Source organism: Arthrobacter sp. 05T410 (assembly GCF_056396505.1).
On sequence record NZ_JBFTLP010000007.1, the window covers coordinates 88,588 to 104,368 of the forward strand.

At 66.3% G+C, this 15,781-nt stretch carries 13 protein-coding genes; 12 read left to right on the forward strand and 1 reads right to left on the reverse strand.

All coding sequences use genetic code 11. The features are described from left to right. Positions 1-3: 3 nt before the first annotated feature. The 10 genes from AC1DFR_RS12085 to AC1DFR_RS12130 all read left to right on the forward strand — a co-directional run bounded on the left by AC1DFR_RS12085 (position 4) and on the right by AC1DFR_RS12130 (position 10,565). Positions 4-1,026 (forward strand): LacI family DNA-binding transcriptional regulator, encoded by a 1,023-nt coding sequence (locus AC1DFR_RS12085; RefSeq protein ID WP_476873428.1) that lies wholly within the window; start codon positions 4-6, stop codon positions 1,024-1,026. 153 nt (positions 1,027-1,179) lie between these two features. Then, positions 1,180-2,475 carry a sugar ABC transporter substrate-binding protein gene (locus tag AC1DFR_RS12090; protein WP_476873429.1) on the forward strand — a complete coding sequence of 432 codons (1,296 nt, stop codon included), beginning with the start codon at positions 1,180-1,182 and terminating at the stop codon, positions 2,473-2,475. 84 nt (positions 2,476-2,559) lie between these two features. Beyond that, complete coding sequence (locus AC1DFR_RS12095) at positions 2,560-3,519, forward strand: carbohydrate ABC transporter permease (protein ID WP_476849686.1); 960 nt, start codon at positions 2,560-2,562, stop codon at positions 3,517-3,519. A 1-nt stretch (position 3,520) separates the two neighbouring features. Further along, positions 3,521-4,408 carry a carbohydrate ABC transporter permease gene (locus AC1DFR_RS12100; protein WP_439954127.1) on the forward strand — a complete coding sequence of 296 codons (888 nt, stop codon included), beginning with the start codon at positions 3,521-3,523 and terminating at the stop codon, positions 4,406-4,408. A 36-nt stretch (positions 4,409-4,444) separates the two neighbouring features. Next, positions 4,445-5,992 (forward strand): glycoside hydrolase family 32 protein, encoded by a 1,548-nt coding sequence (locus AC1DFR_RS12105; RefSeq protein WP_476873430.1) that lies wholly within the window; start codon positions 4,445-4,447, stop codon positions 5,990-5,992. Positions 5,993-6,166: 174 nt separating this feature from the next. Further along, complete coding sequence (locus AC1DFR_RS12110) at positions 6,167-7,174, forward strand: DUF6454 family protein (protein ID WP_476873431.1); 1,008 nt, start codon at positions 6,167-6,169, stop codon at positions 7,172-7,174. Positions 7,175-7,255: 81 nt separating this feature from the next. Then, positions 7,256-8,965, forward strand: coding sequence for a phospholipase C (locus tag AC1DFR_RS12115; protein WP_476873432.1), 1,710 nt, complete (start codon positions 7,256-7,258; stop codon positions 8,963-8,965). Between the two features lie 187 nt (positions 8,966-9,152). Next, positions 9,153-9,566: a hypothetical protein gene (locus tag AC1DFR_RS12120; protein WP_476849690.1), complete on the forward strand. Its 414-nt coding sequence runs from the start codon at positions 9,153-9,155 to the stop codon at positions 9,564-9,566. 1 nt (position 9,567) lies between these two features. Next, positions 9,568-9,963, forward strand: coding sequence for a PEP-utilizing enzyme (locus tag AC1DFR_RS12125; RefSeq protein ID WP_476873433.1), 396 nt, complete (start codon positions 9,568-9,570; stop codon positions 9,961-9,963). Then, the gene (locus AC1DFR_RS12130) at positions 9,960-10,565 is read left to right on the forward strand and encodes a hypothetical protein (protein WP_476873434.1); all 606 of its coding nucleotides are present in this window, start codon (positions 9,960-9,962) and stop codon (positions 10,563-10,565) included. Before AC1DFR_RS12125 ends, AC1DFR_RS12130 begins: the two co-directional genes overlap by 4 nt. Positions 10,566-10,605: 40 nt before the next feature. Here the strand turns inward: AC1DFR_RS12130 and AC1DFR_RS12135 are convergent, their stop codons facing one another. Beyond that, a complete protein-coding gene (locus AC1DFR_RS12135; RefSeq protein ID WP_476849693.1) occupies positions 10,606-12,063 on the reverse strand; it encodes an MFS transporter in 1,458 nt (485 codons plus the stop codon). 293 nt (positions 12,064-12,356) lie between these two features. Between AC1DFR_RS12135 and AC1DFR_RS12140 the strand changes: the two genes are divergently transcribed. Both AC1DFR_RS12140 and AC1DFR_RS12145 read left to right on the forward strand, forming a co-directional pair. Continuing rightward, positions 12,357-14,117: a zinc ribbon domain-containing protein gene (locus tag AC1DFR_RS12140; RefSeq protein ID WP_476873435.1), complete on the forward strand. Its 1,761-nt coding sequence runs from the start codon at positions 12,357-12,359 to the stop codon at positions 14,115-14,117. Positions 14,118-14,120: 3 nt separating this feature from the next. Further along, on the forward strand, positions 14,121-15,770 hold the full coding sequence (locus AC1DFR_RS12145; RefSeq protein WP_476873436.1) for a serine/threonine-protein kinase: 1,650 nt from the start codon (positions 14,121-14,123) through the stop codon (positions 15,768-15,770). The last annotated feature ends 11 nt before the right edge of the window (positions 15,771-15,781 follow it).

Below are 15,781 nucleotides of genomic sequence, written 5' to 3' on the forward strand. Positions count from 1 at the left end.
TCAATGACGACAAGAGTGGGAATACGCGACGTGGCCAAGGCCGCCGGGGTCTCCGTCACCACGGTGTCGCATGCCCTGAACGACGCCACGAGCTTCCGGGTGAAGGCAGCGACGCAGCAACTCGTCCGGGACGTGGCCAGGGATCTTGGGTACGCCCCGAACAAGATGGCCAGCGGACTGCGCAACCAGCGCTCCCAGATCCTTGGCCTGGTCAGTGACGAAATCACCACCACCCCCTTTGCCGGGGCCATGATCCGCGGGGCGCAGGACGCCGCCTACGACCGCGGCTACGTGGTGATGGTGGTCAACTCCGGCCTGGACAGCGAGCTGGAAAACCGTGAAATCAACATGCTGCGGCAGCACCAGGTGGACGGAGTGGTCTACGCCAGGATGTACCACCAAAGCGTGCAGGTCCCCGCGGAACTGGAGGGACTTCCCACCGTGCTGCTGGATTCCGTCACTGACGACAAGTCCATTTCCTCGGTTATCCCCGACGAGGTGGGGGCCGCCGAGACGGCCGTTGAAGCAATCATCCAGGCGGGCCACATCCGGATCGGGATGATCAACAACATCGACGACATCCCCGCCACGCACGGCCGCAGGGAGGGCTTCCTCAACGCTCTCCGGCGGCACGGCCTGCAGCACGACCCCCGCCACCTCGTGATCGGCCAGCCCGAAACCACGGGAGGCCGCGAGGCCGCCCTGGGCCTGCTCGGTCAGCCCGACCGCCCCACAGCCCTGTTCTGCTTCAGTGACAGGGTTGCCATGGGCGCCTACCAGGCGGCCACCGCATTGGGCCTGCGCATTCCGGAGGACGTGTCCATTGTGGGAATCGACAATCTCGAAATCATCGCGGACGCCCTTTGGCCGGGGCTCACCACCGTCGCCCTTCCCCACTACGAAATGGGCAGTTGGGCGGTCCACCGAATCCTGGACGACATCGAAAATCCCGGCGCACCCGCAGTCCAGACGCAACTGGACTGCCCCCTGATTGAGCGGGGGTCGCTCGGGCCGCCGCCAAGTTAGCCGATTGCCGGCATCAAGCCGGCACCACCACACCGTTCCACTGCTCCACTGCCCGGGGACCGCAATAAGAAGGGACGCAGCCGTTGCACCGGCCGCGTCCCGAAGGACCCGGGGCAATCTCCCACGCCAAATTCAGCAGAAAGATTGACCATCATGAACAAGCGATTCACCCGGATCCTCGCCACCAGTGTAGCTGCGGCGGCACTTGTCGGCTCCCTGGGCGCCTGCGGCAAGGGCAGCGCCTCTGCCCCGTCCGCCGGCTCCAATGAGATCACCATGTGGACCCACAACGCGGGCAACGCCGAAGAACTCAAGGCGGTTGAAAACATCGTCGATTCCTACAACAAGAGCGCCGGCGCCAAGGCCAAGATCAAGGTCCAGGCGTTCCCGCAGGACTCCTACAACGACTCCGTGGTCTCGGCCGCGGCCGCCGGGAAGCTCCCCTGCATTGTTGACATCGATGGCCCCAATGTTCCCAACTGGGCCTGGGCGAAGTACCTGACACCCCTGAAACTCGACGCGGATGTTTCCAAGAACCTGCCGAGCACGGTGGCCAAATGGGAGGGCGAGACCTACGCCGTTGGCACCTATGACGTCGCACTGGCGATGCTCGCACGCGCCTCTGACCTCAAGGCAGCCGGTATCCGCGTCGCCACGGTCGAAAAGCCGTGGACCAAGGACGAGTTCCAGGACGCGCTGACCAAGCTCAAGGCGCTGGGCAAGTGGGAATACCCGCTGGACATGGGTACCGCCGGAACCGGCGAATGGCTGCCCTACGCCTACTCCCCGTTCCTGCAGTCCTTCGGTGGGGACCTGATCAACCGCGACGGGTTCCAGTCGGCAGACGGCGTCCTCAATGGCGACAAGGCCATCGAGTGGGCCCAGTGGTTCCGCGGCCTTGCCGACCAGGGCTTCATGGCTAAGAAGAGCGGCAAGGACTCCACCCAGGACTTCCTCAACAACAAGAGCGGCCTTCTCTACACCGGCTCCTGGGCCGCGGACAAGGCACGCGCAGCGGTAGGTAAGGACCTTGTGGTCATGCCGTCCGTGGACCTGGGGACCGGCCCCAAGATCGGCGGCGCCTCCTGGCAGTGGGGCGTGACCAGCGGCTGCAACAACTCCGCGGCAGCCATGGACTACCTCTCCTACTCACTGAAGCCGGAAAACCTGGCAGCGGTGGCGAAGGCAACGGGCACCATCCCGGCCACCGACGAGGCCGCCGCACTGATCCCCGCGTTCGCCAAGGGCGGCACAAACCGGATCTTCATGGATCTTTCCCGCAACTACGCGGTGATGCGCCCCGAAACCCCGGCCTATCCCTTCATCGCCACCGAATACGGCAAGGCTGTTCAGGACATCCTCGCCGGCGCCGACCCCAAGACGGCGCTGGACAAGTCGGTCAAGGCCATTGACGCCAACATCAAGTCCAACGGCGGCTACAAGAACTAGCCGGCCGCCGGAAGGCACGACGACGGCGGTGCGCAACCGCCGCCGTCGTCGTACCTCAGGCCCTGACTGTCGACGGAGAAAACCATGACAACCACCCAACTCCCCTCCCCCGGCCGCCGTCTGGCGGACCCGGCCCCGGCCGCACCGCCCAGCAAACCGCGTCGCCGGCCGCGCCACCTTCGCGAACAGATCAGCGGGTGGGGCATGATCGCCCCGGCCGCGGTCCTCCTGCTCGCCTTCGTCTTTCTCCCGGCGATCCTGGGCTTCGGCCTGGCATTCACGAACGCCAGGCTTGTTTCCCCGCGGCCCGTCGAGTTTGTCGGCACGGACAACTTCGCGCGGCTCTTCGCGGATCCCGTGTTCTGGCGCTCACTGCTGAACGTCAGCTACTTCGCCGTCGTGGTGGTGCCCGTCCAGTCCGGACTCGCCCTGGCGATGGCCCTCCTGATCAACAAGAAGTTCCGCGGCGTGAACTTCTTCCGCACCATCTACTTCCTTCCCGTGGTGACGTCCATGGTGGTGGTGTCCCTGCTGTGGATGTTCATGTACCGCAAGGACGGCCTGATCAATGAGTTGCTGTCGGCGGCCAGTTTCGGCCTCATCAACGGCCCGGACTGGCTCAACGATCCCGCCACCGCCATGCCGGCCATCATTGCCCTGTCCATCTGGCAGGCCGCAGGCTTCCACATGATCATCTGGCTCGCAGGCCTGCAAAGCATTTCCGGGGAACTCTACGAGGCCGCCCAACTCGACGGGGCCAGCCGCTGGCACCAGTTCCGCTTCGTGACCTGGCCCGGCCTCACCCACACCCGCACCCTGGTCCTGGTGACCATCACCATCCAGGCGCTCGGGCTCTTCGACCAGGTCAGCGTCATGACCCAGGGCGGGCCCCTCGATTCCACCACCACCATCATCTACGAGGCGGTGCGCTCCGGCTTCAAGCAGCAGGAGACCTCCTACGCCTCGGCCATCTCGCTCGTGTTCTTCGTGCTCGTCCTGCTGATCTCCGCAGTGCAGCGCTACCTGACCCGAGAGAAGGACTGACGTGAAACAGACACTCATTTCCAAGGGTCTCGGCAATGCCGCGACCACGGCGGTCCGCCTCCTGTTCGCCGCCGTCGCCGCCTTCCCCATCGTGTTCATGATGGTGTCCTCGCTCAAGCCGGACCAGCAGATCTTCGGCGACATGTCCTCGGTGGCGGCGTTCCTGCCGGTCGGCAACATTTCGCTGGACAACTACGCGGCCGTGTTCGACCGGGTGCCGGCCGCCCGCTTCCTGATGAACTCCATCGGCATTTCCGCGGTCACGGTGGTGCTAGGCATCTTCATCAACAGCCTCTGCGCGTTTGCCCTGTCCCGGATGGAGGTCCGCGGCAAGCGCGTGGTGTTCACCGCGATCCTCGCCACCCTCATCGTGCCCTTCCAGACGCTGGCGCTGCCGCTGGTGTGGTGGGTCAACCAGCTGCCGTACTTTGAGCTCAACGGGTTCAGCCTCGAGATCTCGAAGGGCTGGCTGGACACCTACCAGGTCCAGATCATCCCGTTCATCGCCAACGCGTTCTCCATCTACCTGTTCCACCAGTACTTCGAGTCCATCCCGAAGGAACTGGACGAGGCTGCCCGGATCGACGGCGCGGGCTGGTTCACCATCTACCGCAAGGTGGTGATGCCGCTCGCGGGACCGGCGACCGCCACCGTGGCCATCCTGACCTTCCTGCCCGCCTGGAACTCCTACCTGTGGCCGCTCATGGTGGTCCAGTCCGAGGAACTCCGCCCGGTGATGATCGGCATCCAGTACTTCTTCCAGCTCAACGTCTCCTGGGGCGAGGTGATGGCTTACGCGTCCCTCATCACCATTCCCGTGGTGGTCCTTTTCATCGCGTTCCAGCGATCATTCATCAACAGCATCGCCTCCAGCGGCGTCAAGGGCTGACCAGCCTCCTCACGCGAAAGCCTGCAAAGAACCCTCATGAAAACACTCACAGAACTCGACTGCCAGTACCGGCCAAAGTGGCACTACTCAGCGGAGCGCAACTGGCTCAACGACCCCAACGGGCTGGTCTACGCCAACGGCATCTACCACCTCTTCTACCAGCACAACCCGCACGGCGAGGAGTGGGGCAACATGTCCTGGGGCCACGCCACCTCCACAGACCTGCAGCACTGGGACGAACAACCCGTGGCCATCGCATGCGATGAGCAGGAGGCCATCTTTTCCGGCTCCGCGGTGGTCGATGTCCACAACACCAGCGGCTTCGGCGTCGGAGGCGTGCCCCCGCTCGTGGCCATCTACACCAGCGCGTACTCGCCCGCCTCACCGCTAGCCGGACGGCAGGCTCAGTCCCTCGCCTTCAGCACGGACGACGGCGCCACCTGGACCAAGTACGCCGGGAACCCGGTACTGGACCGCGCCTCCGCGGACTTCCGCGACCCCAAGGTCTTTTGGCACGACGGCGCCGCCGGCAGCTACTGGGTGATGGTCGCCGTCGAGGCGGTCCACCACGAGGTGGTCCTTTACAAGTCGGCGGACCTGTTGACCTGGGAGTACCTGAGCACCTTCGGCCCGGCAAACGCCACGGAAGGGGTGTGGGAATGCCCGGACCTGTTCGAACTGCCGGTGGACGGCGACGCCTCCAACACCCGGTGGGTACTGGTGGTCAACCTGAGCCCCGGCGGCATCGCCGGCGGCTCGGGCGGCCAGTACTTCATCGGAACCTTCGACGGCGTGACGTTCCGTTCCGAAACCACCGTCACCGACGGCGTGCAGGCCGACGACAGCCGGATGGCCGACTACGGGTGGCTCGACTGGGGCAGGGACTACTACGCGGCCGTGTCCTTCAGCAACGTCCCGGACGGACGGCGGCTCATGATCGGCTGGATGAACAACTGGCAGTACGCCGCCTCAACGCCCTCGGACGGCTGGCGCAGCGCGATGTCCCTGGTCCGCGAGGTCAGGCTGGTGTCCCGCGGCGGCCGCCCGGTGCTGGTGCAGGAGGCGGTGGACCCGTTCCACACCCACGGTACCGAGGTGTTCGCCCTGGACCGGCAGCCGTTGGCGGACGGGGTGACCTGGCTTCCGGCCGAGGCCTGCGGTGATGTGCTGCGCATCGATGCGGACTTCGAGCCCGGCACCGCCGGCAGGGTGGGTCTGGTGCTCCGGGCCGGCAGCGCAACGGACGGGGAATCCGGCTCCAGGTCCGGGCCCGGAGCCGGAGCCGGAGCGCGCACTGTCCTGGCCTACGACTGCCGCACGGCGGAGCTCAGCCTGGACCGGACCGAATCCGGCAACGTGGGCTTCCACGAGTCGTTCCCGTCGGTGGAGCGCGTTGCCGTGTCCTTGGAGGACGGCCGGCTAAGGCTCCGGGTCTTCCTGGACCGCTGCTCGGTCGAGGTCTTCGCGCAGGACGGCCTGGCCACCATCACCGATCTGGTCTTTCCCGCGAACTCCGGCACCGCCGTCGGGCTGCTGGCCGAAGGCGAGGGCGGCACCCTGGCGGGCCTCGCCGTCCTCGCCTGAGCGGCTGAAAGGGCCCAAAGCCAGCGACGGCGGGGGGCAGATCCGTGTTGAAACTTAGCCGGTCCGCCGGACCGCTGCCGGCCATCTGCCGTTCACCTGCCCGTATCGGGGATTAATTACCGGGAAGTAACGTTGCGATCTCTTGTTGAGATCCAACCTTTGAGAGGCTCCCGAATGAGCACGACTCACACCCGAGGCATCCTCACGGCCGCCGCAGCAATCGTCCTGGCCGCGTCCGCAATCAGCATCACCGCGGCCGCCCAGGCCGCAGACAATCCCACCGGCGCCGGCAACCACGGTGACAGGAACACGGCCCTGGCCGACGCCTTCAACGGCGTTGACCGGAACACGAACTGGCAGCAGACGTCGAAGCTGAAGCTGAATTTCCCGACGTACCACACGGAGGGAATCGCCTACAGCCAGGACCACATCTTCCTCTCGGCCGTTCAGATCATCGAACCGACCGTGAAGTTCCCGACCCCGCAAAACGGCTTCGACCGCACCCCCGGCAAGGGCGTCGGCCACCTGTTCGTCATGGACAAGTCCGGCGCCCTGCAAAAGGACATCGTCCTGGGAGAGGGCGACATGTACCACCCCGGCGGCATCGACTTCGACGGCACCAGCGTCTGGATCCCCGTGGCCCAGTACCGGCCGGACAGCAGCGCCATCATCTACCGAGTCGACGCGACCACCCTGGAAGTGCACAAGCAGTTCGAGGTGAAGGACCACTTCGGCGGCATCGTGATGGACAAGCAGACCGGCCACCTGGTCGGCAACACCTGGGGCTCGCGCCGCTTCGCCGAATGGGATCTGCAGGGCAGGCAGCTCTCGACCTGGCAGAACCCGAATAACTTCATCGACTACCAGGACTGCCAGTACGTGGCCAACTCCCGGATGCTCTGCAGCGGGATCACCAACCTCCCGCAGACCCCGGCGGCCGGCGGTACCGGCGCCACCTACGAACTCGGCGGCATGGCGATGATCGACCTCAAATCCCGCAGCGTAATCCGCGATGTCCCCTTCCAGCAGTGGTCCACCGCAGGCCATGTGGCCACGCGCAACCCGTTCAAAATGACGGCCGACGGCGGGCACCTCACCATGAAGGTGGCCCCCGACAACGGCGAGGAAGGCAACGGCACCGAAATCCTCACCTACGAGGCCACGGTCACGCCGGCCAAGTAACGCAGGCCGGTCACCCAAGCAGCATACGAATGCCTGCCATCAGCCGCCGGCATCCCTGAACACCAACGATTGGCTACCCCCATGCCTCATCCAGCACAACGATTCACCCGGAAGCGGGTCGCCGCCACGGGCGCGGCAGCCCTGGCCGCCTCGGCACTGACAGCCGGAATGTTCGGTATCGGCGCAGGTCCGGCCTCCGCCGGTGAAAGCCACAACGGTACCGCGACGCCAATCAAGCACGTGGTGGTGATCTTCCAGGAGAACGTTTCCTTCGACCACTACTTCGCCACCTACCCCAAGGCCGCCAATCTCCCGGGTGAAACCCAGCAGGGCACCGGCACCGCGACGGCCTCCTTCACCGCCGCCAAAAACACCCCCAAAGACATCAACACTCTGGCCACCGCCGGCCTCCTGGCACCGAACAACCCCAACTCTGCGCAGCCTGCCCGGCTCTCGCCGGCGCAGGCCGTCACCTGCGACCAGGACCACGGATACACCGCCGAGCAGAAGGCATACAACGGCGGGGCGATGGACAAGTTCGTCGAGTTCACCAGCCGCGACGCCTGCGGCACCAACCAGTACGGCCGCCCCGGCCTCACCATGGACTACTACGACGGCAACACCGTCACCGGCATCTGGAACTACGCCCAGAACTACTCCATGAGCGACAACCACTTCAGCACTGTCTTCGGACCCTCCACACCCGGGGCGCTGAATCTGGTATCCGGCCAGACCCACGGGGCCACCGCGTACACCGCCGCAGGACAACCTGTGGCCACCCCGGCGGCCGGCAGCAGTGCTGTCAGCCTGCCGGATGCGAACGGCGTCGGCACCGTCATCAACGACCCGGACCCGGTCCACGACGACTGCTCGAACAGCAGCCACGCCAAAACCGGCAACCTGGCCGGCATGAGCGGCAGGAACATCGGCGACCTGCTCAACGCCAAGGGCACGTCCTGGGGCTGGTTCCAGGGCGGTTTCACGCCGACCACCGCCGCGACCGCGGACTCCCCGGCGTCGTGCCTGTCCAGCCACACGAACGCCGCCGGCGCCAGCGTGGTTGACTACTCCCCTCACCACCAGCCGTTCCAGTACTACGCCTCCACCGCCAACCCGCACCACCTGGCACCGGCGTCCGACGCGGAAATCGGCCACAACGGACAGGCGAACCACCAGTACGACCTCACCGCGTTCAACAAGGTGGTCAACACCGACAACATGCCCGCCGTGTCCTTCCTGAAAGCGGGAATGTTCCAGGACGGCCACGCCGCCTACTCTGACCCGATCGACGAGCAGAACTTCATCACCAGCACCGTGAACCAGATCCAGAAATCCCGGAACTGGGACAACACTGCCGTGGTGCTTGCCTACGACGACTCGGACGGCTGGTACGACCACGTCGCCGCCAAGGCAAAGAACTCCTCCAACACCGCCGACGACGACGCCTGGTGCCAGCACGCCGCAGCCAGCGGCGTCCCGATGGCCGGCGGCTACGCTGACCGCTGCGGCCCCGGCCCGCGCCAGCCGCTGGTAGTCATTTCCCCCTACGCGAAGAAGAACTTTGTGGACCACACCCAGACCGACCAGGCCTCGATCCTGCGCTTCATCGAGGACAACTGGCACACCGGCCGGATCGGCGACGCCTCCGCCGACGCCACCGCCGGGTCGGTGAACGCCATGTTCAACTTCGGCAGACAGCGCAACGACCAGGTCCTGCTCAACGAACAGACCGGCGCCGTCGCCTCCACCGAACACGGCAACAACAACTCCCACAACAACTCCGGAAAGTAAACACCTGCAACAGCACGGTCCTGGACGGAAACGCCACCCGGCAGTTGGCCGGGTGGCGTTCCTGTCCGCGCTGCCTCAACGACTCGTCCTCCCCCCGAAGCATCAACAGTTTGTTGACAACAGGATGTTGATGTCAGAAGCTGGTGGTGTTGAGCGACGCCGAGCCGACGGGAAAATGGAGTCTGGAATGAACGAGACCGACGGGACCCGTCAAGGCGGCGACGCTGCGGAGGCTCAGCGCCAAAGCCAGGCCACACGGATGTTGCTGGACCGGGGCGCTTCCGAACTGCCGCCCCGGCCCTGGCTGGGTGAGCGGCAACCCCCTTCAGCGAGTGACCTGATCCAGCACGTCCTGTGGAGGTCCAACGGGACCGGCCGCGGGGAGGCCGTGGATGGGCTGGATGTGCGGGCCGCCCTCACCCTTGTGTCAGCCGCGCGGGCAGAGATGGATGGCCTGGAAACGGCACTCCTGTTCCTGGCGCGGGCCGAGGGGCTGACCTGGCCCCAGATTGCCCAGAGCCTTGGGCTCCGCTCGGCGCAGGCCGCGCAGCAGAGACTGGATCGGCTGTCCGGCAGGCCCGAGACGGGTGTGGTGGGCTGACGTGGAATTCACTCCTCAGGCCAGTGCCGGAAGGGAAGGCCGCGATCCCGCCGGCGCGGTTCTCACCGGCATCGGCGCCAGCCCGGGCACCGCCTGCGGGACGGCCCGGACAGTTCACAGCGTCGACGAATTCTCCGCGGTGGCCCCCGGCGACGTTTTGGTCTGCCGCACCACTGACCCCGCCTGGACGCCACTGTTCGGGATCGCCGCTGCCGTCATCACAGAAACGGGCGGGATGCTCTCGCACGCCGCCATCGTGGCCCGCGAACAGGGCATCCCCGCCGTTCTGGGGGTAACCGGCGCGCTGACCCGCATCACGAACGGAACGACGCTCGTGGTCGACGGAACCCACGGAACCGTCCACGCGAAACCAGCAGGTCCCGGAGCGGGTCCATGAGCCCGCAGCAGCCATCCATGCTGCTCACCCTCCACGCCCTGAGGCTGCTCGGCTTCGCTGACACTGAGTCAGTTGCCGCCCGGTTTGGCCAGGATCCGCACGACGTCGAACGGCTCCTCATTGACGCCGGCGCGAACGGGTGGGCGTCGCGCTCCTCATTCGGCGGAAACCGGGGCTGGTCCCTGACCGTGGCCGGCAGGACTGAAAACGAACGGCTCCTGGCCGAGGAGCTGGACAGCGTGGGCGGCCAGGCAGCAGTCACCGCCGTGCACGCGAAGTTTGCACCGCTGAACGCAGGAGTCGTGGCCGCCTGCAGCAAACTCCAACTCCGCTGGCTCGCCGAGGGAAGTCAGTCCAACGATGGGATCGACGAGCCAACACAGCAAACCTTCACCCAGGCATTGGCGTCCTTGAGCGATCTGGAAGTCCGCCTGACCGCTGTGTTGCCGCGGTTCAGCGGATACGCGGAACGCCTCGAGCTGGCAGTGGAAAACGCAGCCACGGAGCCAGCGTGGCTCACCGCCACAGACCGCGACTCCTTCCACCGCATCTGGTTCGAATTGCACGAAGATCTCATCGCCACCCTCGGCATCCGGCGATGAACGCCCCAGCACGACCCCAAAAGTGACAGCGGAACCGCGGTCAACCGGTGCTGGATGACCCGCGCGCGGCGGCTTGGACCTGTGTGACGGGTTTGGTGGCGGGCATGCCGAGCACGGCGATGACGGTGAGGACGGCGGCGATCATGACGGCCAGGAACACGGCGGACGAGGCCGCCACGATGGTGTGGGGATCCGTGTCGCCGTGCGGGGTGCCGGCGTAGACAGCGTTCGCTATCGCACCGAAAACGGCGACGCCGATGGAGCTGCCGATGGATCGGGCGAAAAGGTTGGTGCCCGTGACCACGCCGCGCTCGTTCCATTCGACGCTCGTCTGGGCGGCGATCAGGGTTGGGGTCGCGACCAGGCCGAGTCCGAGCCCGACGATGAAGCAGCTGACGGCGACCAGCGCAACGTTGGGGACGGAGGCCGTGACGGCCAGGACTGCTGTGCCGATGACGGTGACCGTGATGCCGATAAGGGCAGTGTTCCGGAACCCGATGCGCAGATACAGGCGGCCCGATTGGGAGGCACTGATCGGCCAGCCGATGGTCAGCGCTGCCAGGGCGAGTCCGGCCACGATCGGGGAGGTCGAGAGGGCTCCCACGAGGAACGTGGGAACGTACGAAGTGATGCCCAGCATGACCGCTCCGACCCCGAAGGCGACCATCGCCGTCGTCGCCAGCAGCCGCCGGGAAACCACCCACGGCGGCAGCACCGGCTCCGCCGCCCTCCGTTCGACGAGAATAAACGCGACGAACAGGAGGGCACCGCCGGCGAACACTGCGTCGCTGATGGCGGAGTCCCAGGCCCAGGCCTGGCCGCCCTCGAGGGCCCCGAGAATGAGCAGGGTGAGCGACACGGTGAGCAGCCCCGCGCCGAGATAGTCGACCCGGTGCTTTACGGGCTCGATGTTCTCGTGGAAGGACCGGACCAGCATCCATCCGGCCACCAGGCACAGCGGGATGTTCACAAGGAAAATGCCGCGCCAGATCCCGAGCGAGGCAAACACTCCCCCGAGCGTCGGGCCTACCACCGAGGAGACAGCCCACACGCTCGCCAGGTAGCCCTGCACCTTTGCCCGCTCGGCGAGGGTGTAGATATCGCCGGCGATGGTGATGGCCATCGGCTGGACCGCGCCGGCGCCCAGGCCCTGCACTACGCGGAACGCGATGAGGACCGGCATGCTCCAGGCGACTCCGCACAGGATCGAGCCGAGCAGGAACAGGCCGATTCCGATCAGCATGATCGGCTTGCGGCCGATGGTGTCCGAGAGCTTCGCGTAGACCGGGACGGACACGGCCTGCGCCAGCAGATAGGCGGAGAACAGCCACGGGAACGAGCTGAACCCGCCTATGTCGTGCACGATCGCGGGCACGGCTGTCGCCACCACGGTCGCGTCGATCGCCACCAGGCCGGTGGAGAGCATCAGGGCGATGAGGACGGGTCCGCGTTTGGAGCGGAAACCGACTCCCTCGGCAGGCATGGTGGTCACGTGCATCACTCCCATCGGCGCCCGAAGCGCGGTGCGTGAACCGGTTACGGCCCCGACAACATAACTTCCCCGTTCGACAAATTAGTCCCGGTCCAGGATCTTGCAGCCCGGGCGGACGGGAGATTGACCGGCTTGTCCCTTCAAATGGCGTTCCACCGCGGCTTCCTGATCTGTGAACTATTCCGAAGAACTCCGATGACACAAATGATCAGAAGGCTTAGCATTATGGCGGGGGACGGGCTGATCAAACCCACAGGCGTATCCGCGTGACGGTCTCATATTCGACCAGAGGATCCGCCATGAACCAAAAGCGAATTGCCGCCACCGTCTTCTGTTCCCGCCTCACGTCTCGCGACACGGGCATGGCCGTCGTCATGTATCTGTTCATGGCAAAGCTTTGGATGATGCACAGGCGCATTTCCGGCTTCCTGGTCTTTCTCGTCGGCGTCGCCGCTGCACTGACGCTGACATCGGCGGCCAGTCCTATGCCTACTCCATCTGCCACATTGAAGAGCGATGCCGAGGGGTCCAAGGCTGCTCTCGTGCGAATCGACCTCCTTGCCATCGCGGAGATCGCCCATATTGACCACAGCACAGGCGAGGTAGTGATCTCCCGTGGCCGGTCCACAGTGCCGCTCGGTTCCGCTACCGGCGTGGTCGTTTCAGCAGACGGGATTGTGGCGACCACTTGGGAGAATCTTGCCGTCGACGAGGGCGCTGTGGCCGCATACAGCGCGAACGAGCTCTTCGCCAAAGTGATCGGAGTGCCGATCGTTGGAAACGGCGGGAATCCGCTGCGGCGAGGCTCGACGCCTGATCGATACTGGGCGGCGCACCTGCAGCACTGCTACGACCAGGTGGAGCACTGTATCGTCTTTCGCGTCCCCCAGTACCGAGTGCACACTTACACGGCGGAGCCTGCGACCGTCATGGCCGAGCTGCTCAACCACCCGACCGGGCCCAAAGACATCGCGTTGCTCAGGATCAGTGGCGGCGGTGGCGCGCCGACAGCCACGCTGGCCGCGCCGGCCGCAGCACCAGGTGCGAATCCCGTACTGGTCGGCTTCACCGAGGATCCGAGCCCTAAGGCGGGACCGGCGCAGTTTCCGGTGGCGGTGGACACCGCCGCGGGCCGAATCCGCTCTAGTCAGGACCTTGCCGGGCCACTCGACGCCGGCGTGTCCGGCGGCCCCGTGCTCGACGGGGCAACCGGCCAGGTCCTCGGCCTGATGGGGCCCCGCCAGCCGGACGGCCAGGGCACTCTGGTGCCGGCCGCGTCCATTCAAGCAGCTATGGCCGCGGCGGGCGTTGAGGCCTCCCCATCGAAGTTCGATGCTGTATTCCGGCGGGGCATCGATCACCTCTCATCGGGCATGGGCGGATCGGCCGAGAGCGCACTCGAAGAGTCCTTGACCTACTTCGATTCCGCCTTGGCGACAAGTTATCTTGAGCAGGCCCGAAAGATGAGTAGCGAGCACCCGATGGGAGACCAGGCGACCGCCGCCGCAGACGCTGGCAAGGACGGCCCCCTGCAGGCTGCCCTCCTGCCCGGATTCGCCGGATTCCTGCTCCTGGCCGGAATCCTGGCCGTCCTGGTCCTGCGTCGCGGCAGGGCGTCAGCCGCTCGGGGCGTCGGCGGGGCCCCGCCTCGCCCCGCTGGCCGTCCAAGCTCAAAGGGTGCCGAAGGGAGACCTGTTGCCCCTCTGAAACCCCAAACCGGCGAGAGCCAGACCGCAATGACCCGGGCTGCGCGGGCTGATGAAGATCAGGTCCTGCGACAGCAGGCCGGACACGGCGGGACGGGCCCCGTGCGGACCGAAGCAGCCGGGCACAAGAGTTCTCCTCCCTCGCAATCTCCGGCATCTGGCGGGCGAGGTCAGCCGGCTTCGGGGGCGACCGGGGACGTAAATACGGGCCCAGATGGTGGCGAAACCCGCACGGCCGGACCGCTGGCACCCCGCGCCGCGGAGAGACAGGGCAGGACGTTTTGTTCCCAGTGCGGCAGATCAGTGCGCCCCGGAGCGCGGTTCTGCTCCAGCTGCGGTTACCCGGTCGGGTGAACCGTGGAGCCCGTTCAGGATTACCTCTATCCCGGGGCAGAATTCGCGGGTTATCAGATCCAGTCCCTGGTCGCCCGCGGCGGCATGGGAGTCGTGTACCGGGCGCTGGACGTGCAGCTCGGCCGACCCGTCGCACTCAAGCTCCTGGCCCCGGAACTTGCAGCCAACGAGAAGTTCCGCCAGCGGTTTGTCCGTGAGTCCCGGCTCGCCGCCTCGGTGGACCACCCCAACATCTTGCCGATCTACGCTGCCGGGGAATGGTCGGGACTGCTCTACATCGCCATGCGCTTTGTGCACGGCACTGATCTCAAGGCAGAACTTGACGCTCGCGGCCCTCTCCCGCTGACCGAGGCCCTGGGCATTCTTTCCCACACGGCCGCGGCCCTGGACGCCGCGCACGGCGCGGGCCTTGTCCACCGGGACGTCAAGCCCGGCAACATACTGCTCTCTGACGACCCGGCAAACGGCCACCGGCTCGTCTACCTCACGGACTTCGGTCTCACAAAGCGCACCACCTCCGCCACGGGCGTGACGACGGCCGGTCACTTCCTCGGCACCTTGGACTACGTCGCACCCGAGCAGATCCGCGGCGGGGACATCGATAGTCGGGCCGATGTGTACGCGCTGGCGTGCGTGGCCTACACGCTGCTCGCAGGCCACCCGCCGTTCGACCATGACGACGACTCGGCCCAGCTGTGGGCGCACATGACCGAGGAGCCGCCGCGCCTCACCTTGGAACGGCCGGAGGTCCCTCCTGCAATGGAGGCTGCCATCGTCAAGGGCATGGCGAAACAACCCGAGGACCGGCCCCCAACATGCGGCGCGCTCGTTACCATGATGTCCGGCGGCCCGCCTGGCAAGGTTGTTCCAGCGCAGCCCCGAGGCGCGGGGAAACACGCGGTCCCGCCCCGCGCCACTAGACCCGGCAAGGGCAACGGCGGCGCCGCCCCGGTGGAAGCAGGGACCCTCGTCCGCGCGGGCGCGAACGCCCACTTGGGCGGACGATCCACCGGGTCCCGGGGTAGGCGTGCTGAGCGGCGGCCGGGCCGGGCCGCACGGCTGGCTGTGCTAGGCGGGGCGCTCCTCCTCCTAATCCTCGCCATCCTCGCCGGCGCGCTGCTCCCGCCGATGCTGTCTGGAGAAAAGTACGTAACCTTTCGCGCGGATGGCGTCCCGTACACCCTCGATGTCCCGCAGAGCTGGACTGCCCGAACTCACGAAGCTGGCGACAGCACCGTCAGTGTGCTCTCGGACGCAGACCTGACGGCGCTTTTCGCCGACGAGCCGGACGCTCCGGCTGCCGCGGCCCGAACGGCCAGTGAACCGGAGAAAGTCGCCGGACTCGCCATCTACCACCGGCCCGCCGGGCTGACCAATCAATCCCCGACCGCCCGCGTCCGCACGGCGGAAGCGCTCCTGCCCGGCCGGGACGCGCATCTGGTGGACCGCGGGCCGGCTACCGTCGGGGAGGTTAAGGGGCAGGCCATGGAGGGGACGATTCCCCTCTCATCCGCCGTCACGCTGCAGGTCCGGGTCTTCGTCGTTGAGACCGATCCGGTCCAACTCCTGGTCTTTTTCGCCCCCTCGTCGCTGTTCGAGCAGCGCACGGAAACTTTCGATCACGTCGTCGGTTCTCTACGCCGGACGAAGTAAGGAAGGTCGCC